This window comes from Micromonospora musae, from assembly GCF_003626635.1.
In the GTDB taxonomy this organism is placed as follows: domain Bacteria; phylum Actinomycetota; class Actinomycetes; order Mycobacteriales; family Micromonosporaceae; genus Micromonospora; species Micromonospora musae.
In genome coordinates, this window is the sequence record NZ_RAZT01000001.1 from 395,255 (window position 1) to 414,392 (window position 19,138).

17 protein-coding genes are annotated in these 19,138 nt (G+C 73.8%); 8 read left to right on the forward strand and 9 right to left on the reverse strand.

The features are described from left to right. The first annotated feature begins 23 nt into the window (after positions 1 to 23). Together D7044_RS01825 and D7044_RS01830 are read left to right on the forward strand one after the other, a co-directional pair. Entirely contained in the window at positions 24 to 575 is a 552-nt protein-coding gene (locus tag D7044_RS01825) for a winged helix-turn-helix domain-containing protein (RefSeq protein WP_120676259.1), read from the forward strand. A 358-nt stretch (positions 576 to 933) separates the two neighbouring features. Continuing rightward, entirely contained in the window at positions 934 to 2,544 is a 1,611-nt protein-coding gene (locus tag D7044_RS01830) for a ricin-type beta-trefoil lectin domain protein (protein ID WP_158609941.1), read from the forward strand. Positions 2,545 to 2,600: 56 nt separating this feature from the next. Here the strand turns inward: D7044_RS01830 and D7044_RS01835 are convergent, their stop codons facing one another. The 3 genes from D7044_RS01835 to D7044_RS01845 form a co-directional block, all read right to left on the reverse strand. Further along, a complete protein-coding gene (locus tag D7044_RS01835) occupies positions 2,601 to 3,029 on the reverse strand; it encodes a hypothetical protein (RefSeq protein ID WP_120687731.1) in 429 nt (142 codons plus the stop codon). 85 nt (positions 3,030 to 3,114) lie between these two features. Further along, positions 3,115 to 3,483: a MerR family transcriptional regulator gene (locus D7044_RS01840; RefSeq protein WP_120687732.1), complete on the reverse strand. Its 369-nt coding sequence runs from the start codon at positions 3,481 to 3,483 to the stop codon at positions 3,115 to 3,117. Between the two features lie 22 nt (positions 3,484 to 3,505). Beyond that, a complete protein-coding gene (locus D7044_RS01845; protein ID WP_120687733.1) occupies positions 3,506 to 4,270 on the reverse strand; it encodes an SDR family NAD(P)-dependent oxidoreductase in 765 nt (254 codons plus the stop codon). A gap of 171 nt (positions 4,271 to 4,441) precedes the next feature. Between D7044_RS01845 and D7044_RS01850 the strand changes: the two genes are divergently transcribed. Both D7044_RS01850 and D7044_RS01855 read left to right on the forward strand, forming a co-directional pair. After that, positions 4,442 to 5,332 (forward strand): LysR family transcriptional regulator, encoded by an 891-nt coding sequence (locus tag D7044_RS01850; RefSeq protein WP_120687900.1) that lies wholly within the window; start codon positions 4,442 to 4,444, stop codon positions 5,330 to 5,332. Between the two features lie 126 nt (positions 5,333 to 5,458). Next, a complete protein-coding gene (locus tag D7044_RS01855) occupies positions 5,459 to 7,798 on the forward strand; it encodes an alkaline phosphatase family protein (RefSeq protein WP_120687734.1) in 2,340 nt (779 codons plus the stop codon). On the opposite strand, the gene D7044_RS01860 is transcribed toward D7044_RS01855, so the two are convergent. The 4 genes from D7044_RS01860 to D7044_RS01875 all read right to left on the reverse strand — a co-directional run bounded on the left by D7044_RS01860 (position 7,743) and on the right by D7044_RS01875 (position 11,470). Further along, complete coding sequence (locus tag D7044_RS01860; RefSeq protein ID WP_120676250.1) at positions 7,743 to 8,324, reverse strand: DedA family protein; 582 nt, start codon at positions 8,322 to 8,324, stop codon at positions 7,743 to 7,745. The genes D7044_RS01855 and D7044_RS01860 overlap by 56 nt on opposite strands. Continuing rightward, positions 8,321 to 9,106 (reverse strand): MBL fold metallo-hydrolase, encoded by a 786-nt coding sequence (locus D7044_RS01865; protein WP_120687735.1) that lies wholly within the window; start codon positions 9,104 to 9,106, stop codon positions 8,321 to 8,323. The genes D7044_RS01860 and D7044_RS01865 overlap by 4 nt, the downstream gene beginning before the upstream one ends. A gap of 160 nt (positions 9,107 to 9,266) precedes the next feature. Further along, positions 9,267 to 10,478, reverse strand: a complete 1,212-nt coding sequence (locus D7044_RS01870; protein ID WP_147434562.1) for a S8 family peptidase — start codon at positions 10,476 to 10,478, stop codon at positions 9,267 to 9,269. Next, the gene (locus D7044_RS01875; RefSeq protein WP_120687737.1) at positions 10,475 to 11,470 is read right to left on the reverse strand and encodes a hypothetical protein; all 996 of its coding nucleotides are present in this window, start codon (positions 11,468 to 11,470) and stop codon (positions 10,475 to 10,477) included. The genes D7044_RS01870 and D7044_RS01875 overlap by 4 nt, the downstream gene beginning before the upstream one ends. Before the next feature lie 152 nt (positions 11,471 to 11,622). Between D7044_RS01875 and D7044_RS01880 the strand changes: the two genes are divergently transcribed. After that, the gene (locus tag D7044_RS01880; protein WP_120687738.1) at positions 11,623 to 14,520 is read left to right on the forward strand and encodes an AfsR/SARP family transcriptional regulator; all 2,898 of its coding nucleotides are present in this window, start codon (positions 11,623 to 11,625) and stop codon (positions 14,518 to 14,520) included. Position 14,521: 1 nt separating this feature from the next. Here the strand turns inward: D7044_RS01880 and D7044_RS01885 are convergent, their stop codons facing one another. Further along, on the reverse strand, positions 14,522 to 15,328 hold the full coding sequence (locus D7044_RS01885) for an alpha/beta hydrolase fold domain-containing protein (protein ID WP_158609942.1): 807 nt from the start codon (positions 15,326 to 15,328) through the stop codon (positions 14,522 to 14,524). A 158-nt stretch (positions 15,329 to 15,486) separates the two neighbouring features. Then, entirely contained in the window at positions 15,487 to 15,837 is a 351-nt protein-coding gene (locus tag D7044_RS01890) for a DoxX family protein (protein WP_120676240.1), read from the reverse strand. Positions 15,838 to 15,956: 119 nt separating this feature from the next. On the opposite strand from D7044_RS01890, the gene D7044_RS01895 reads away from it, so the two are divergent. The 3 genes from D7044_RS01895 to D7044_RS01905 all read left to right on the forward strand — a co-directional run bounded on the left by D7044_RS01895 (position 15,957) and on the right by D7044_RS01905 (position 19,075). Continuing rightward, positions 15,957 to 16,664: a TetR/AcrR family transcriptional regulator gene (locus D7044_RS01895; protein ID WP_158609943.1), complete on the forward strand. Its 708-nt coding sequence runs from the start codon at positions 15,957 to 15,959 to the stop codon at positions 16,662 to 16,664. A gap of 69 nt (positions 16,665 to 16,733) precedes the next feature. Next, on the forward strand, positions 16,734 to 17,942 hold the full coding sequence (locus D7044_RS01900; RefSeq protein WP_407663328.1) for a D-alanyl-D-alanine carboxypeptidase family protein: 1,209 nt from the start codon (positions 16,734 to 16,736) through the stop codon (positions 17,940 to 17,942). Positions 17,943 to 18,025: 83 nt separating this feature from the next. Further along, positions 18,026 to 19,075, forward strand: coding sequence for a zinc-dependent alcohol dehydrogenase family protein (locus tag D7044_RS01905; protein WP_120687741.1), 1,050 nt, complete (start codon positions 18,026 to 18,028; stop codon positions 19,073 to 19,075). The last annotated feature ends 63 nt before the right edge of the window (positions 19,076 to 19,138 follow it).

A 19,138-nucleotide genomic window follows, 5' to 3' on the forward strand; every position in this document is an offset into this window, starting at 1 on the left:
AGAGACTGCCCGCCAGTCCCCGGATGGGTGCGGTGGCCGAGGTCGACGAGAGTGCTGTGCCGGACGGGCCTGATCCGGCCGAGGAGCTTTATCCGCTGGTCATCGCGGTGGCGCCGTCGCCTGCCGAGCGGCTGCGGCTCGCCGAGCGCCTCGACGGCATCGCACCACTGCTGCTGGTGGCCGATGTCGACGAACTGCGTCGGTTGATCGCGATCCCGGGTCAACTGCCCGGCCCGGCGCCGGCCGATCCGCCCGATCCGGCCGACGACGCGTTGCTCATCGACTCGGCCCGGTCCACCGCGCGCTACGGCGACCGGGAGGTCGCCCTCACCCGGCTTGAGCACGATCTGCTGACCTGCCTCAAAGCCGAGCCGGTCCGGGTGTGGAGCTACGCCGAGCTGCACCGGTCGGTCTGGCGCGACGAGGGGCTGGAGCGGCGAGCGGACGTGCAGTCACTGGTCAAGCGACTGCGGCGCAAGCTCGGCGAGCTGGGCACCGGGGTCACCATCGACGCGGTACGCGGCGTCGGCCTCCGGCTGACCGACCACCGGCGACCACGGGTCGGTGGCGGCTGACGCTGCCTGTTTCAGGCAGCTTCACGTACGGGGTGCGCGCATCACTCCCCGCGAAGACCGCTGGGGACGCAGCCACCCTCGCCGCGAGCGGCGGTGAGTGCTTCCGCAGGTGGCAGCGGGCGCACCTCGTCGTAACCCCGCAGGACGCCATCGACGCCCGGCACTCCGGACAACGGCATTGATATCGATAAGTTCACATGTAATGATTAACACAGTTAACAGTTCGATCGGCCGTTCCGGCCGCGCGCCTGCCACCGACCGGGCCGGTCAATCCCCACGCCACCATCCGGTTTCCAGCGCGCCGGCCAACGGCGGATTTGCCCCGGATGTGCCGCATCGCGGTGGGAAGGATCATGACATGGCGCGACGATCAGCCGAGGCTCCACCCCGTCGGCTCCGCACCCGGTTGGCCGCCGCGCTCGCCGCGGTGACGCTCGCGGTGCCGGCGGGCCTGACGGTCGGCACACCAGCGGCCTCCGCGGCCACCGTCGGTTCCATCACCGGATACGGCGGCAAGTGCCTCGACGTGGCCGGCGCCGCCTCCGCCAACGGCACCCAGGTGCAGCTCTGGAGCTGCAACGGCAGCGCCGCGCAACAGTGGACCGTCGCGGACGACGGCACCATCCGGGCGCTCGGCAAGTGCCTCGACGTCGCCGCCGCGGGCACCGCCAACGGCACCAAGGTGCAGATCTACGACTGCAACGGCACCGGTGCGCAGCTCTGGTCCGCCAACGGCACGCAGCTGGTCAACGCCGGCTCGGGCAAGTGCGCGGACGCGACCGGGCCCAGCTCCGCCGACGGCACACCGGTGCAGATCTGGACCTGCACCGGCGCCGCGAACCAGAGCTGGACGCTGCCCGGCGGCGGCACGACCCCGCCCCCCTCCGGGGACTTCACCCACCCGGGCGTCATGGTCAGTCGCGGGCAACTCGACTTCGTCCGGGGCCGGGTACAGGCCGGCGCGCAGCCCTGGACCTCGGCGTTCAACCAGATGATGAGCAGCCGCTACGCCTCGCTCTCCCGTACCCCGGCACCGCGCCCGGTCGTCGAGTGCGGCTCCTACTCGAACCCGAACAACGGCTGCACAGACGAGCGCGAGGACGCGATCGCCGCATACACCGACGCGCTCGCCTGGTACATCACCGGCGACAGCCGATACGCGCAGAAGGCCATCCAGATCATGGACGCCTGGTCCGCGACGATCACCTCACACACCGGCAGCAACGCCCCGCTGCAGACCGGCTGGGCCGGCTCGGTCTGGCCGCGCGCCGCGGAGATCATCAGGTACACGTACAGCAGCTGGCCCAACGTGAACCGCTTCTCCACCATGCTGCGCAACGTCTACCTGCCGGTGGTCCGCAACGGCTCCGGCAGCAACGGGAACTGGGAGCTGACCATGATGGAGGCCGCGGTCGGCATCTCGGTCTTCCTGGAGGACCGGTCCGCCTACAACGCGGCGGTCACCCGGTTCCTCAACCGGACCCGCGCCTTCATCTACCTGCCCAGCGACGGCCCGCTGCCGTACACCGTCCCGGGCAGCGGCCTGGACACCCCCGCCGAGATCATCGGCTACTGGCACGACCAGTCCACCTTCGTGGCCGGCCTCGCCCAGGAGACCTGCCGCGACTTCACCCACACCGGGTACGGCATCTCGGCGATCTCGCACGTCGCGGAGACCTCCCGGATCCAGGGCCAGGACCTCTACCCGCAGGTCGGTGAGCGGCTCCGGCACGCCCTCGGCTTCCACTCGCGCTACCAGCTCGGCGAGGCGCCGCCGTCCTGGCTCTGCGACGGCAGCCTCACCCGCGGGCTCGGCCCGATCACCGAGGTGGGCTACAACGCTCTGGCCAACCGCCTGGGCAACGCGATGACCAACACCCAGACCCTCACGCTGCAGCAGCGCCCCGCCGGCACCAACAACCTCTTCGTCGCCTGGGAGACCGTGACCCACGCCGACAACCTGAACTGATCCGTACGCCGTGGGCCGTCGCCGGGCTTCCGGTGGCGGCCCACGTCGCACCGCGCTCACCGCTGCGGCCCGCCCAGCCGGGCGAGGCCCTCGGTTACGGCGGCGCGCAGCAGGTCGCCGTACTCGCCGGACGGCAGGACGGGCAGGTGTTCGCGGGCCCGTGCGAATGCCTCCCGCGCGCGGTCGGGATCACCGAGCCGCTCGTACGCGAGCGCCACGCCGACGTGCAGCGACGGGTAGAAGGTCGCCACCCGCTCGTCACCGACCTTGTCGGCGCGGGCGAGTGCCTCCCGGTTCCAGCGCAGGATCTCCTCGGGGTCGTCCTGCTGGCGGGCCAGGTAGTGCGCCGCCACGCAGGCCTCGTAGTCGTCACCGCTCGCCTCCCACGCCCGCCGGAAGAGCGTACGCGCGTCCGCCGGACGCCCCTCGGCCTCGGCGCGCATGCCGTCCTGGCAGAGCCGCAACACCCGATTGTCCAGATCCATCGCCCACGCCCTCACCTCGCTCGGTGATCGAGATCGTGCGGGCTCGACCGGCTCGAGGGTCAAACCCGGCGGGGACACGTCGTGATCAGCACGACGGAGTGCTGTCGCCGACCGCGTCCCGCAGACCGCGCGCGAGATTGTCCCGGGCCGCGCTGAGCACGCGGATCCGCTCGTCGAGCACGGCGAGCCTGCGCCGGGCGAGCGCGACCATGGCCGGCGCAGGCGCGGCGGTGCGCAGGTCGCCGTCCAGGCAACGGCGGAAATGCGCGACGTCGTCCAGGGTCAGCCCGGTGGCGAGCAGATGACGGATGTTGCGCACCCGCACCACCGCCTCCGGGCCGTACTCGCGGTAGCCGTTGGACGCGCGCCGGGACTGCAGCAACTCCAGGCCCTCGTAGAACCGCAGGGTCCTGGTCGACACCCCGCTGACCCGGGCCAGTTCGCCGATCCGCACGGGCGTGACGCTACCCGGGCGGTCAGGCGACGACCGCTCCGCCGTCGACGGTAATGACCACGCCGGTCGTGTAGGCCGCCTCCGGCCGGGCCAACTGGGTGACCCAGAAGGCGACCTCCTCCGGCTGACCGATACGCCCGAGCGGGACGTGTGCGATCAGGGCCTTTCGCAGCGCCTCCGCCTGCCCGGCGTCCAGACCCTGGTGTTGCGCGATCGGCGTGGCGATGGGGCCGGGCGCGACCGCCGCGACGCGGACTCCGTGCGGCGCGAACTGGACGGCCCAGGTGCGGGTGAGCGTCTCCAACGCGGCCTTCAACGCCACGTACAGCCCGCCGCCCGGCATCGGCCACCCGCGCTGACCGATGGCCGTGCTCACGTTGACCACCACACCGTGCTGCGTGGCCAGCTGCGGCAGGGCCGCCTGGGCGAGGTACATCGGGGCGAGCAGGTTCGTGGCGACCATCTGCCCGGCGGCGTGCCGACCGCTCGCATCGTCACCCGGCGTCTCCCGGACGACGGCGGCGTTGTTCACCAGCACGTCGACCCGACCGAAGTGCTCCAGGGCCGAACCGACGATCTTCTCGGCGGCGCCCGGGGCGGCGACGTCGGCGACGAGTGCGCGTACCCCCGGCAGCCCCTGCGCCGTCTCGGCGAGCCGGGACGCGGTGCGACCCACGACGAGCACCTGGGCGCCCTGGGTGGCGAAGGCACGGGCCGTCGCCCGTCCGATGCCGGTGCCTGCGCCGGTGACGATCACTGTCTTGCCGTCGAACTGGGAACCCGTCATGGCACCCGACGGTAGACATTGACCCGTACGTCAAGGTCAAGTTCACCCCGGCACCGGCGTTCCGGCCTGCCTGGAGTCCATGCGCCGGGCGGACCGGTCGTGGTGCGGCGCGGCGCGCAAGACCAGCTGCGGCGGCAGGCCCGGCCGCCGGCGTGTGTGATCCTGGGCGGCGTGGAACTCAGGCATCTGGAGTACTTCGTCGCGGTCGCGACGGAGCGCAGCTTCACCCGGGCGGCGAAGCGGCTGCACGTCGTGCAGTCGGCGGTCTCCGCCGCGATCTCCGCGCTGGAGCGGGAGCTGGGCGCGCCGCTGTTCGAACGCAGCGCCCAGCGGGTGGAGCTGACCGACGCCGGTGAGGCCCTGCTGCCGCAGGCGCGCGCCACCCTCGACGCGGCGCAGGCCGCCCGGGACGCGGTGCACGAGGTCGGCCAGGAGCTGCGCGGGACGGTGGTCGTCGGGTGCCTGACCGGCGTCGGCGGGATCGACTTCGCGGGCCTCTTCGGCGATTTCCACACCCGTCACCCGCGGGTCGCGCTGCACCTGCGGGCGGCGACCTGGAACGGCTCGGCCGGGCTGGCCCGGTCGCTGGTCGACGGTGAGATCGACGTGGCGTTCCTCGGGGTGAGCCCCCGGCCCTTCCCGAACCTCGAGACGCGGATGCTGGTGCCGGTACCTCAGGTGCTCGTGGTCCCCGCCGGGCACCGGCTGGCCGAGCGGGACAGCGTCGTGCTGGCGGACGTGGCCGAGGAGTCGTTCATCGACTACCCCGTCGGCTACGCCAACCGGACGACCAACGACCTCGCGTTCGGCGCGGCCGGCCTGGAGCGCCACATCGCCATGGAGGTGGCGGACGTCACCGTCGCCGCCGAGTTCGTCCGGCACGGGCTGGGGGTGGCGATCCTGCCCGTGCGCAACGTGCCGCCGGGGCCCGAGGTGAAGGCACTGCCGGTCACCGACCAGTCGCTCGAGTGGGCGCTGCACGCGGCGACGGCCACCGGACGGCGGGTGAGCGCGGCGGCGAGCACCCTGCTCGGGATGGTGGACGGCCACCTCGAGCGTTGAACCTGTCGGCCCGCCGACGCACGGCGGGTGTGTCAGGTAGCGCCGGGCACGGCTGACACTCGTACGCGTTGTGACCCACTCCGCACCGGAGGATCTTGATAGCTCAGATGTGGCATCGTGGCCAGGATGAAGCCGCAGGTGGATGCCGGTAAGCGCCATCGGCTGCCCGAACCCGTCCGGGTAGCCCTGCGGGTGCTCCGCGGCTACCGGCCGACCGTCGCGCGGGTGCGCGCGCTGGTGCGCAGCATGGCGACCTCGTTCGTGGTGCTCGGCACCACGCTCTGGCTGCTGCCCGGAGTCACCGCGAGCGGCCTGGTCGCGATGCTCTGGCTGGTCGCGCTCGTGACGGCCGTCGGGGCGGTGCTGCGCCCGCTGCTGCTCGCCCTGGCCACCGCGCTGGGCGGGCTCGGCGCGCTCGCCATCGGCGTGGGCGTACAGGCGGTCGTCATGTACGTGGCGCTGCGGCTCGATCCCGAGGCACACGTGGCCGGTTTCGCGGTCGCGTTCGTCGCCGCGTGGGTCGCCGTGGCGCTGGCCGCGATCGTGAACTGGCTCGCCGACGCCGGCACGGACGACACCTTCGTCAGCGAGACGCTGCGGCTGATGACCCGGGTACGCCGGGCGGCGGGCCGTCGGCAGCACCCCACCCGGCGCTGGTGGCGACGAAGCCCCCCGGAGCCGCCGACGGACGGGCACGCGGCTGACGGGCTGCTCATCATCCAGCTCGACGGCGTGGCCGCGCCCCTGGTGCAGTGGGCCGTACGCGCCGGCAACCTGCCGACGATCGGCCGCTGGTTGCGCTCGCGCAGCCACCGGATGACCCGCTGGCACACCGGGCTGCCGGCCACCACCCCGGCGGCCCAGGCCGGGCTGCTCCACGGAGACGTCCGGCACGTGCCGGCCTACCGGTGGTACGAGAAGGCGACAGGCGACGGCGCGCCCGGGCGTCTCGTGGTGACCAGCCGGCCCCGGGACGCCGCCGAGATCGAACGACGCCTCTCCACCGGCGGCGGCCTGCTGCGCGACGGTGGGGTGAGCATCAGCACCGCCTTCTCCGGCGACGCGTCGACCAGCCTGCTCACCGTCAGCCGGGCCGGGCTGCCCGGGCGCTCCACCCCGGGCTACGCGGCGTTCATGACCAGCCCGTACGGCTTCGCCCGCGCCGTCGTGCTCAGCGCCGGGCAGGTGCTGCGCGAACTGCACGAGGCACGCCGTCAGCGGGTGCGCGGTGTGCAGCCGCGCGGTGAGCGGCGCGGCTCGTACCTGGCGCTACGCCCCCTGGCCAGCCTGCTCAACGATTTGAACGTCTCGCTCATCGCCGAGCAGATGGCCCGTGGCGCGCCGGTGATCTTCTCCGACTTCGTCGACTACGACGAGGTGGCCCACCATGCCGGCCCGGCCCGGCCGGAGGCGATGGCGGCGCTCGAGGCGCTCGACCACACGCTCGGCATCCTGGAACGGCTGGCCGCCGAGGCGGCCCGCAACTACCACATCGTCGTGCTCAGCGACCACGGCCAGAGCCAGGGCGCCACCTTCCGCCAGCGGTACGGCGAGTCCCTCAGCCAGGTGGTGGCCCGGCTCGCGACGAAGCCGGCCCCCTCGCCCGGCGACGGCCGCCCGGGGCCCGCCGGGACGAGCGTCGAGGCGGCCGGCCGGGTGGAGCAGTGGGGGCGGGTCAACACGCTGCTCACCGAGGTGGCGGGGCGCGGCGGGGTCACCGCCGCGGCGACCCGCGCCGCCGTGCGCTCCGGCCCGGACGGGGAGGTGAGCCTCGGGCCGGCGGACCGCGAGGAGGCGGCCACCCGCACCGACCCGGAGACCGTGGTGGTGGCCTCCGGCAACCTAGCCATGATCTACCTCGCCCAGCACCCGGGGCGGCTGACCCGCGAACGCATCGACGCCGTCGCGCCGGAGCTGATCGACGGGCTGGCCGCACACCCCGGCGTCGGGCTGGTCGTCGTCGACTCGGCCGCCGGGCCGCTGGCGATCGGCCCCCGTGGCCGGCACCGGCTGCGCGACGGGCACGTCGAGGGCGACGACCCGCTGGCGCCGTACGGGGCGCGGGCCCGGCGGGACCTGCTGCGGCACCAGACGATGGAGCACGTCGGCGATCTGGTGGTGATCAGCGCGGTCGATCCCAGCCTGGAGGAGGTGGCGGCTTTCGAGGAGCTGGTGGGCTGCCACGGCGGGCTGGGCGGCTGGCAGACCGAGGCGCTGCTCGTCCACCCGGCCGGCTGGTCCCAGGAGGGCGAGCTGGTCGGCCCGGACGCCGTGCACCGGCAGCTGCTCGGGTGGCTGGAGCAGCTGGGACTGCGTCGCCCTGCCGACGACGCCCCGGCCCGACACGATGATCCTCCGGCCGGCGCCGACCGGCCGATCGTCCCCGAGCAGCCCGGCGTGCCGCTGCCCGTCAGGGTCGTGCCGGCGGAGGTTCCGGCGCCGTCCGGCGTCGGCCCAGCCAGCTGAGCCCCTGACTGACCAGGACGACGAGCAGGATCGCCGCGACCACGCTCTGCCACGGCTCCGGGAAGATCGCCCGGCCGACGACCCCGATCGCCGCGTAGAGCACGGACCAGGCGAGGCTCGCCGGCGCGTTGGCGACGGCGAAGCGCCGCCAGGTCAACCCCGCCACCGCACCGGCGAGCAGCACCGGCACCCGCCCACCGGGGATCAGCCGGGACACCAGGAGCAGCGAGACGCGTCCCTCGCGGACCCGGGCGGCCAGCCGGTCGAACCGCTGCGGCTCCCGCAGCAGCCGCAGGCGTCGGGCGATCCGCTCGCCGCCCCAGAGGAGCACCAGGTAGGTGGCCAGATCACCGACGTACGCGCCGAGCGCACCGGCGGCCACCACGAAGACCACGGTCAGCGGTTGCTGGTGGGCGGCGAGCGCGGCCGCGCCGCTGACCGCCGCACCGGTCGGCACCACCGGAACGAGGGAGCCGAAGAGCACCACCAGGATCAGCCAGCCCAGCGCCCCGAGCGTCGCCGTCATGAGCGGGTGATCGCGCAGGACTCGCCGGGACGCAGCACGCGCACCCGGGTACCGGGCGAGAGGGCGCCGGCGTGCCGGGCGAACTCCTGCCCCGGTGGGAGGAACCGGTCGGGTCGGACCCGGTCGAAGCCCACCGGCCAGAACGTGCCGTAGTGGATCGGCACCGCCCAGGCCGCCGCCGCCCGCCGTACCGCCTCGGCCGCGCGGGCCGGATCGAGGTGACCGGGGCCGAGGGTCGGCCCCCATCCGGCGACGGGGACGAGCGCCAGGTCGAGCGGGCCCAGCTTGCCCATCTCGTCGAAGAGGCCGGTGTCGCCGGCGAACCAGGTGCGGGCCGCGCCCTGCAGCAGGTAGCCCACGGCGGCGGCGTGGTGCCGGGACCAGGGGCCGCGCCGGGTGTCGTGGGCCGCCGGCACCGCGGTGACCCGGACCCGGCCGACGGTGGTCGTCTCACCGACGGCGAGCTCGACGCAGCGGTCGGCGGCGCCCAGCGCCCGGCGGACCAGCCGCGTCGCGCCGGCCGGCACCACCAGGGTGGGGTCTCCTGGCAGCCGGCGCAGTGACGCGAAGTCCAGGTGGTCGGCGTGCAGGTGCGACACGAGTACGGCGTCCGGCGCGCCCGGCAGCTGTGGGGTGGGGCCGCGGCGGCGGCGCAGGTGCGCGAGCCGGTCCCGCAGCAGCGGGTCGGTCAGCAGGCGGGTGCCGGAGTCCTCGATCCACACGGTGCTGTGTCCGTGCCAGGTCACGTGCGCCGCGGGATCCCCCGCACCTGTCTCGGTCACGTCTGCCACCGTATCCGACCTGCTGCTCCGTCCTCGGTGGGGGCGTCGCGGGTGGTCCGCAGGCGCGCAACTCCGGCGGCACGCACCGACCACGCCGATGGCCGACGCCGGCGCGGTGCCCCTCAACCGACCGGTTCAGGGACACCGCCTCCGGGCGAATTCACCACTGCGGCGGGGGCATTCCGGCCACGGGCGGGCTCGCCACACGCCGGCGGGCGCGCCGGCCACTGCGCACCAGCAGCAACCCGCCGATGATCATGCCGACCGCGAAGAGGCCGAAGACCCCCGCGAACACCAGCAGGAGCACGTCGAGCGGCTGGCCGACACGACGGGGTGTCCCGTCGTCACCGGGACCGAAGTGCGCGCCGGCGCCCTTCGCGTTCACCGGCATCATGTACGGCGCTGGTTTGACCTTTCCGGCGGCGCGCAGCGCCTTGGCCGCGTCGACGACCCCGTAGCCGGTCTTCGGGTCATGCCGCTGCGGATGCGACGCGGTGCGCTGGAGCAGGTCGCCGACCTGCCGGGGGGCGAGCTTCGGGTACTTGGCCAGGATCAGCGCGGCGACCCCCGCGGTGAGCGCGCCCGCCTGCGAGGAGCCCTGCGCGGAGACCCGCCCCTTCGACTTGGCGTCGGCGCCCCAGATGTCGACGCCGGGAGCGGCCACGTCCACGTAGGAGTGCACGGTCGAGAAGTCGGCCCGCCCGCCCGACGGGGTGCTGGCGGCCACGCCGATCACACCGGGATAGCCGACCGGGTAGGCGACCAGGTTCTCCCCGTCGCCGTCGTTGCCGGCCGACGCGATCACCACCACGCCCTTGGCGAGGGCGTACTGGATGGCCTTCGCCTCCTCCTCGTCGTACGGGGTGAACGCGTTCTCCGTACCCAGCGAGAGCGAGATGACCCGGGCGCCGCTGTCGGCCGCGTACCGGATGGCGTTGCGCAGCGCGTGCGCCGACTGCGGGTTCGGGTTCGCCAGGCTCTGCTCCCAGGTCTGGTAGTCGGGGTCCTCGCGGTCGCGGATCGCCCGCAGGCCGAGCACCTTCGCCTTCGGCGCGACGTCGAGGACGTTGGAGGCCATCGACGTGCCGTGCCCGCCGTACCAGGACTCCTTCTTGTCGTTCTCGCTCAGGAAGTCGGGCCCCTCGGTGGCGCGGCCGGCGAGAACCGGGTGGTTCGTCCGGATCCCGGTGTCGATCACCGCGACGGTGATCCCGTCACCCTCGCTGAGGTCGTGCGCCGCCGGCACCGACAGGGCGTCGAGCTCCCAGCCCTTGCCCGCCGCGTGGGCCGGGGCGGCCGCCGCGACGAGGGCCCCGGCGACGCAGAGCGCGACGGCGGTGCGGGACACCGCCCGGAACGCCCGCGCCCTCATCGGCCGTTCGCCAGGTGGTCGAAGGTGCGCGCGTACCCGCCGACGAGTTCGTCGGCGACGCCCTGGTAGAGCTTCTGCTCGCTGCGGCCGCTGATGGCCCAGTCCCCGGGGAGCTTCCCGTACTGGCGGCGGGGGTCCAGGGGACCGACGGTGATGGCGGCGACGTACGGCGGCGAGTTGGTGGCGAGCCCGACGGATCTCGCCCGACCGGCGTACGCGAGCTTGCGGCTCCAGCCGGCGGCCGCGGTGCCGGGCACCGCCATCGGGACGACCATCGGTACCCGCTCGGAGCCGAGCTCCTCCGCGATCTCCGTCGCCTGCTGGTAAGAACCGACCACGGCGAGCGCCACGGTCGCAGCCATGTCTCCCCCGACGTGCACGTACGTCGCCCGCAGCACGCTCACGCACCCCTGCGCGATCACCGCTTCGGTGAGCTTGTCGGCGAGCACCCCGCGGCAGTCCTTCTGTTCGGCGAGGCCCTGCCGGGCCCACCCCTGCGGCTGCTCCCCCGTCAGGTAGGGGTCTCTGAGGAAGTCCGGGAACACCTCCTCGGTGCGCAGGTTGTGCCAGGCGACCGCGGCGAACGCGTCGTTGCCGGTCTGGATCCGGTGGTTCTTGATCGCCGCGTACGTCAGCCCCCCGGCGAGCACCAGGGGCACCACGGCGGAGATGGTGGCGAGGATGCCGAAGACGCGCCGCTTGCGGCCGCGCGGCCGACCGGTGTCAGCGGGTGACGGCTGCGGAACGCCCACCGGGCCGGCGGGCGGCGCGGCGGCCGGGTGCGCGTAGGGCGGGACCGGCGGGGGCTGCTGCGCGGAGGGCGGGACCGGCTGCGCGGGCTGCGCGAACGGCGCTGCCGGTGGGACCGGCTGCGCGAACGGTGCTGCCGGCGCGACTTGTGGAACCGGCGGAGCCGGCGGGATCGGCGCGGACCGTGGAGGTTCGTAGGCGGAGCCACCGTACGGCTGGTACGGCGTGGGTGGCTGTGACAAGAGGAGACCTTCCCGCCCGCCGCGACGACGGGGCACTACCGGAATCGGCTGTGGATCCCGGCGACCCTGGCATCCGGTCCTTGCCACCGCCTTGCCACCGGCTCGCCACCGGCGCTCCGACGCGCGGATCCGGTGCCTCTAGGATTCCCCGAATGGAAATCCGGCTGCTGGGTGCGGTGGAGCTGTACACCGACGGCGGGCAGCTGGTCCCTCTCCGGCGGCGTCAGGAGCGGCTGACGCTCGCGGTGCTGCTGCTCGACCCCGACCGGGTGGTCAGCGCCGAGCGGCTGGTGAGCGTGCTCTGGGGACAGACGCCGCCGGCGACCGCCAGGGCGACACTGCAGGCGCTGATGTCGCGGGTCCGCAAGGCGGTGCACGTCGCCGCCGGGGCGGATGCCGACGGGCGGGCGCGCCTGCTGGCTCTGGGCGAAGGCTACCGGCTCTCCGTACCGGCCGATTCGGTGGACCTGCACCGCTTCCAGCGGATGGTGGAGGGCGCTCGGGCCATCACCGACCCGCGACGGCGATCCGCGCAGCTCGCCGCCGCGCTCGATCTGTGGCGTGGGCCGGCGCTGGCCGACGCGACCACCGGCACCCTCCGGGAGCGGCTCTGCGGCGGCATCGAGGAGTCCCGTCTCACGGCGCTGCTGGACCGGATCGACGCCGACCTCTCCGCCGGCCGGCACGCCGAACTCGTGTCTCAGCTCAGCGAACTCGTCGTCGACCATCCCCTGCAGGAGCGTCTGCACGGTCAACTGATGCTGGCCCTCTACCGCAGTGGCCGGCGGGCGGACGCCCTGGCCGCGTACCGGCACGCCCGTCGGCTGCTCGTCGCGGAGCTCGGCCTGGAGCCGGGCCCGTCCCTGCGTGAGCTCGAGGCGGCGATCATCGGGGACGACCCCGGCCTCGGCTCCGCCGTAGCCGGTGCGGCCGGTGCGGCGGCCAGCACGATCCCCGGCGCCGGGCGGGGCACGACGTCCGGGGCCGGTGCGGCCGGCGCTGTCACGGAGCTGCCGGCGCCACCGGTGGCCGTGGTGCCGGCGCAGCTACCGGCCGGGGTGGCGGCGTTCGTCGGTCGTACGGCGTACCTGTCCCGGCTGGACGCGCTGCGCCCGGACGAATCCGACGAACGCCACGATCCGACGATCGTCACGATCACCGGCACGGCCGGGGTCGGCAAGACGTCGTTGGCGTTGCGTTGGGCGCACCAGGCTCGCCGCGCGTTCCCCGACGGACAGCTCTACATGGACCTGCGGGGGTTCGACGCCGAAGCGGCCTCGGTCGGGCCGTCGGAGGTGCTGCACGCCTTCCTGCACGCCTTGCAGGTGCCGGCGCAGCGGATCCCGGCGATGCCGGCCGCGCAGAGCAGCCTCTACCGCAGTCTGCTCGCCGAGCGGCGGATGCTGATCGTGCTGGACAATGCCCGCGACGCCGATCAGGTCCGGCCGCTGCTGCCCGGCACGGCGGGCTCGATGGTCGTGATCACCAGCCGGAACCGGCTCAGCAGCCTCCTGGTGATCGAGGGCGCCCACCCGATGCACGTCGACCTGCTCACCGCCGGGGAGGCACGCAAGCTGCTGCTGGACCGGCTCGGCGGCCACCGGGTGGCCGCGGAGCCCGACGCGGTCGCCGAGATCGTCTCGCACTGCAGCCGGCTGCCGCTCGCCCTGGCCGTCGTCGCCGCCCGCGCGGCCGCAAACCCCGGATTCCCGCTCGCCGCCATCGCCAGCGAGCTGCGCGCGGCGCGCGGCGGGCTGGACGCGTTCGACGGTGACGAGACGTTCACCGGCGTCCGGGCGGTCTTCTCGTGGTCGTACCGGGCTCTCGACCCACCTGCGGCACGGTTGTTCCGCCTGCTCAGCCTGCACCCGGGACCGGACATCGCCGCGCCGGCCGCCGCGAGCCTCGCCGGCGTGCCGGTCCGCGCGGTCCGTCCGCTGCTGGCCGCGTTGACCGGGGCGCACCTGCTCTTCGAGCAGAGTCCCGGCCGGTACGGGTTTCACGACCTGCTGCGGGCGTACGCCGCGGAGTTGGCGTCCGCGCACGAGGCTACCGCCGAACGCACGCAGGCGCAGGGCCGGCTCTTCGACCACTACCTGCACACCGCCGACCTCGCCAACCGGCTGCTCTACCCGGGCCGGCAGTTGATGTCGCTCTCCCCACCCCGCCCCGGGGTCGCGGTGGCCGACCTCGCCGCGCCGCCGCAGGCGGTCGCGTGGTTCGCGAGCGAGCAGCGGGTCCTGCTCGGTGTGATCAACCACGCGGCCGAGCACGGCTTCGACCGGCACGCCTGGCAGCTCGCCGGCATCCTCACCACGTTCTTCCACCGGTTCGGTCTCTGGCACACGATGGCCGCCACCCAGCAGACGGTGGTGACGGCGGCGAGCCGGATCACCGACCCGGCGGGCAGGGCGCACCTGCACCGCAGCCTCGCCGTCGCGATCGCCGCGCTGGGCCGCGACGACGACGCCCAGGCCCATCTGGAGTACGCCCTCGACCGGTTCCGCGAGCTGGGCGACTCGAACTATCAGGCCGACACCCACATGGGACTGGTCTGGGTGCACGGGCGGCTGGGACAGCCGGAGCTGGGCCTGCACCACGCCGAGCAGGCCCTGGCGCTCTGGCGGACGACCGGTCACCGCACCGGCCAGGCGAACGCCCTCAACAACATCGGCTGGTGGCACGCCCAGGCGGGCCGGTACGAGGAGGCGCTCGCCTACTGCGGTCAGGCGCTGGACCTGCACCACGAGACCGGCGAGAACACCCACGACGAGGCCGTGGCGCTGGACAGCCTCGGCTTCATACACCACCACCTCGGTCAGCACGACCGGGCCGTCGCGCTGTACGGGCAGGCACTCGCCCGCTACCGCGCGGTGAGCAGCCGCTACTACGAGACGAGGACGCTGACCCGGCTCGGCGAGCTGCACCTGACCGCCGGTGATCCGGCCCTCGCCCGCCGGACCTGGGAGCAGGCGCTGGCCATCCTCGACGAGCTCACCCACCCGGACGCGGACGCGCTTCGTGACCGGCTCGCCGCGCTGCCCGGGTGACTCAGCGCTCCACCGCGCCGGGGTCAGCGTCGAGACGTCGGGTGATCTCGGCCAGCACGGCGTCGGTCTCCGCGCCAGGGCGCAGCAGCATGAAGGCGTGGATCATGTCCGGGTACTCGTGCAGGGTCATCTCCGTGCCGGTCGCCTCGGCGGCGAGCTGGGCCAGGCGACGTGCGTCCGGGGTGAGGATGTCGTTGGTCCCGGCGAAGATCGCGACACGGCCGAGGTTCTCCAGCGGCCCGTTGATGGGGCTCAGCAGTGGCGTGGCGACGTCGGCGCGGCCGGCCCACCACCGCGCGAACCGGCTGAGGTTCTCGGTCGAGGAGATCGGATCGTGGGGTTCGAGCGCCCTGATCTCGGGGTTGGTCAGTGTCGCGTCGAGCCACGGCGACATGAGGACGAGGTCCCTCGGCCGCGGCTGTCCCGGCGGGAGGGACTGGACCAGCGCGAGACCCATGGTCGCGCCGGTGGAGTCACCCATCACCGCGAACGTGTCCGGGTCCGTCCCGTCGCTCAACTGGTCGTAGAGCCGCCGGAGGGTCGGGAAGACGTCGTGATGCGTGTGCCCGGGTGCGAGCGGGAAGTCCGGCACGACGAAGGCGCGTCCGGTGCGGGCGGCCAGCCGGGCGATCAGATCCCAGTGCGCCGGCTGTAGCGGACTGACGTAGCCGCCGCCGTGCAGGTAGAGGACGTGCCCGCGGGCGTCGCCCGTAGCGGGGCGCACCGTGTGCACCGGCCATCCTTCGAACTCGCTCCGCTCGGTCTGAAGCCGTCCCGGCAGGGGTCCGCCGGTGCTGTTTCCGGTCATCGATGCGTTCCTTCGGCTTGCTGTCTGAGGAGGTTTCGAACGGTTCACGTGCTCTGCGGCATCGACGGCTCGAATGCCGGACCGTCCCCGCGCCATCGGTTGCCGTCGCACGAGGGTGGATCCCCCGCTCCGGGCGGATCCACCCTCGGTCCTGCGGATCAGGACACGGCGGAGGCCAGACGCAGTGCGGTGGCGGCGAGCGAGACGACGAGCAGCAGGGCGGGCGGGAGGACCGCCCGGTCGCCGACGCGAAGGTGCGCGGCGATTGCTCCGGCGAAGTAGAGCACCAGGCCGATGCCGGCCGCGACGCCGAGCGGCCACCACGCGAGACCGACAAGCAGCCCCGCAGCGCCCGCGAGTTCGAGGAAGGCGAGCAGCGGGCGCAGCCGCGTGGCCCCGACCCGTTCCAGGGTCTTCATCTGTTGCGGGTCTCGCTTCAGCTTTCCGGCGGCGGACACCGCCAGCAGGGCCGCGAAGGCGATGCTGACAACAAGGGTGGCGACGAACATTCGTGACTCCAGGGGGCAGCGGTACGGCAGGGCGGAGGGACCCTCCCTGTTCCGGAGAGCAATCTCCGGTACACGGTATAACGGAGATCTGTCTCCGGTATTCCGGGTACCATGTCCCCGTGGAGCAGACGACGAGCGAACGCGACGAGGGACGGCGTCCGCGCGCCGAACGCCGGGACAGCATCCGCAATCGCGAGCGGATCATCAGCGCGGCAGAGGCGCTCTTCACCGGCGAGGGCCTCGACGCGCCGATCGACAAGATCGTCACCGCGGCGGGCGTCTCTCCCGGCACGCTCTACCGGCACTTCCCGTCCCGCGTCCAACTCTGGGAGGCGGTCCTCGACCAGCCACTGCACGCCGCGCTGGAGCTGGTCGAACGGGCGCTCGGAAACCCGGACCGATGGGCGGGGGTCGCGGAGTTCGTCATGGCCACGTGCGCGCTGGAGGCGGAGCGCGGCGGCTACCTCAACCTCATGACCACGCGCTTCGACGGCTCCCCCCGGCTGGTGGAGCTGCGTGGGCAGATCCAGCGACGCATCGAGGAGCTCTTCGACCGGGCTCGGGAGGAGGGGGCCGTCCGCCCGGACTTCACCGTCGAGGACCTCATCTTCATCACGCTGTCCAACAGCCGGGTCGCCGAGGTCACCCGAACGGTCGCACCGGGCGCGTGGCGGCGCAACGCGGAGCTCTTCCTCGACAGCATCCGTCCGGAACGCGCCCATCCGCTGACTCAGCCACCCATGAGGCCGAGCCAGGTGGCGCGCGCCATGATGCGACCGCCGGCCGGCCGAATCCGGTCGGCCGCGGCCGAGAAGAGCGCGAAGTAACCACGCCAGCCCGCACTACTTCCTCCATTCGCCCCGTGTCCGGCGAACAGGCGATTACCGTACGTAAGCGTGACCACCATTCGGGTTACCTCCGTGGCGCTCGGCGCCATTCTGGCCCTGCCCGCCGTCGCGATCGCGCCACCGGCGCGGACGACCGCCGCACCGCCCGTGCCCTGTCCGGCGGTGAAGCCACCGACACCGGCGCCGGCTCTCCCGTCTCCGCCGCCGGTTGACCCCGCGCGGCGAGCGGTCGGCGGTGCGGCCCTCGCGACGGCCGGGCTCGCGATCGCGCCCGGCGCGCCGAAGCCGCCCGCGGTGACCGCCACCTCGTGGCTCGTGGCGGACCTGAAGACCGGCGAGGTGCTGGGCGGCTGCGGGCCGCACGAGCACCGGACGCCGGCCAGCGTGCAGAAACTGCTGCTGGCCGCCGCGCTGATGCCCCGGCTCGACCCGAGCCAGGAGGTGGAGGTGGCGCGGTCGGACCTGCGCGACCTCGATCCGGAGAGCTCGCTGATGGGGGTACGGGCCGGCGGCCGGTACGCGGTCGAGGACCTGTGGCTGGGGCTGCTGCTCTGCTCGGGCAACGACGCAGCCAACGTGCTCGCCCGCCTCGGCGGCGGCAGCACCGGCCGGCAGGGCGGCGTCGACGCGATGAACGAGGAGGCCCGGCGGCTGCGGGCGTACCAGACCCACGCGGTGACGCCCTCGGGCCTCGACGGCCCCGGCCAGTACACCAGCGCGTACGACCTCGCGTTGATCGCGCGGGCCACCTTCGCCCGCGACGACTTCCGCCGCTACGTGGCGACCCCGGTGGCGCGGATACCGGCCCGCCCCGGCAGCCCGGCGTTCGAGATCACGCACGACAACACCCTGCTCGGCAACTACCCGGGCACGCTCGGAGGCAAGACCGGCTTCACCGACCTGGCCCGGCAGACGTACGTCGGGGTGGCCGAACGCGACGGCCGGCGGCTCGCGGTCACCCTGCTCGGCGCGGAGACCGCCCCGCTGGGCAGTCTGGGCGAGTCGGCGGCGCTGCTCAACTGGGGGTTCGCACTTGCGCGCGGCGCCTCCGTCGGTCACCTCGTGGCACCCGAGGAGAAGAAGTACGACCAGCCCGTGGTGCCGGTCAAGGGTGAGCGCGAGGAGGAGGCGGCCGAGAGCACCTCGCTGCTGCTGCCCGTCGGGCTCGGTCTCGGCGGGGTCTTCGTCCTGACCCTCGCCCTCGTGGTGATCCCGTGGCGACGCCGGAGCAACCGATCGAAGTCCGATCGGCCCTGACGAGGACGCCGCCTACGGAGTGCGCCGCCACGGCCACCGGGGGCGGGGTGTGCACGGCGACCCGGGCATGTGAGGATCCGCGCATGCGTGCGGTGATCTTCGACGAGTTCGGTGCCCGGCCCGAGGTCCGCGAGGTTCCCGACCCGACGCCGCCGCCCGGGGGCGTGGTCATCCGGGTCGAGGCGACCGGGCTGTGCCGCAGCGACTGGCACGGCTGGCAGGGGCACGACCCCGACATCCGCGCGCCGCACGTGCCCGGCCACGAATTCGCCGGCGTCGTCGCGGCCGTCGGCGAGGGGGTACGCGGGTGGCGGCGCGGCGACCGGGTCACCGCGCCGTTCGTCTGCGCGTGCGGGCAGTGCCCGGCCTGCCTCGCCGGTGACCAGCAGGTGTGCGAGCGGCAGACCCAGCCGGGCTTCACGCACTGGGGGTCGTTCGCCGAGTACGTGGCGGTGCACCACGCGAACGTCAACCTGGTCCGGCTCCCCGACGACCTGGGTTACCCGGCCGCGGCGGCGCTGGGTTGCCGCTTCGCCACCGCGTTCCGGGCGGTGGTCGCCCAGGGGCGGGTCGCCACCGGCGAGTGGGTGGCCGTGCACGGCTGCGGCGGCGTCGGTCTCTCCGCGGTGATGATCGCGGCGGCGTGCGGCGCTCGGGTGGTGGCCGTGGACGTCTCCCCCGCCGCGCTGGAGTCGGCCCGCCGCTTCGGGGCCGCGGTCGGCGTGGACGCGAGCGCCTTCACCGGCCCGGGCGAGGTGGCCGCGGCCGTCCGCGAGGCGACCGGCGGCGGCGCTCATCTCTCGCTGGACGCGCTGGGCGCTCAGGCGACCTGCGTCGCCTCGATCGAGGGCCTCCGGCGGCGCGGGCGGCACGTGCAGGTCGGTCTCCTGCCGGCCGCGCAGGGGCGTCCGGCGGTGCCGATGGAGCTGGTGATCGCGTACGAGCTGGAGCTGCGCGGCAGTCACGGCATGGCGGCGCACGCCTATCCGGAGCTGCTGCGGATGGTCGAGGCCGGGGTGCTGCGCCCCGCCGACCTGGTCACCCGCACCATCGGCCTCGACGAGGTGCCCGAGGCGCTGACCACCATGGACGGACCCGGCTTCGGCGGGATGTGTCTCGTCCGGCCCTGGTGACCCGACCGGCGGCTCGCGCTTCCGGGCCGCACCGCCAGTCCGGCTGCCGGTTCCGTGCTTCGG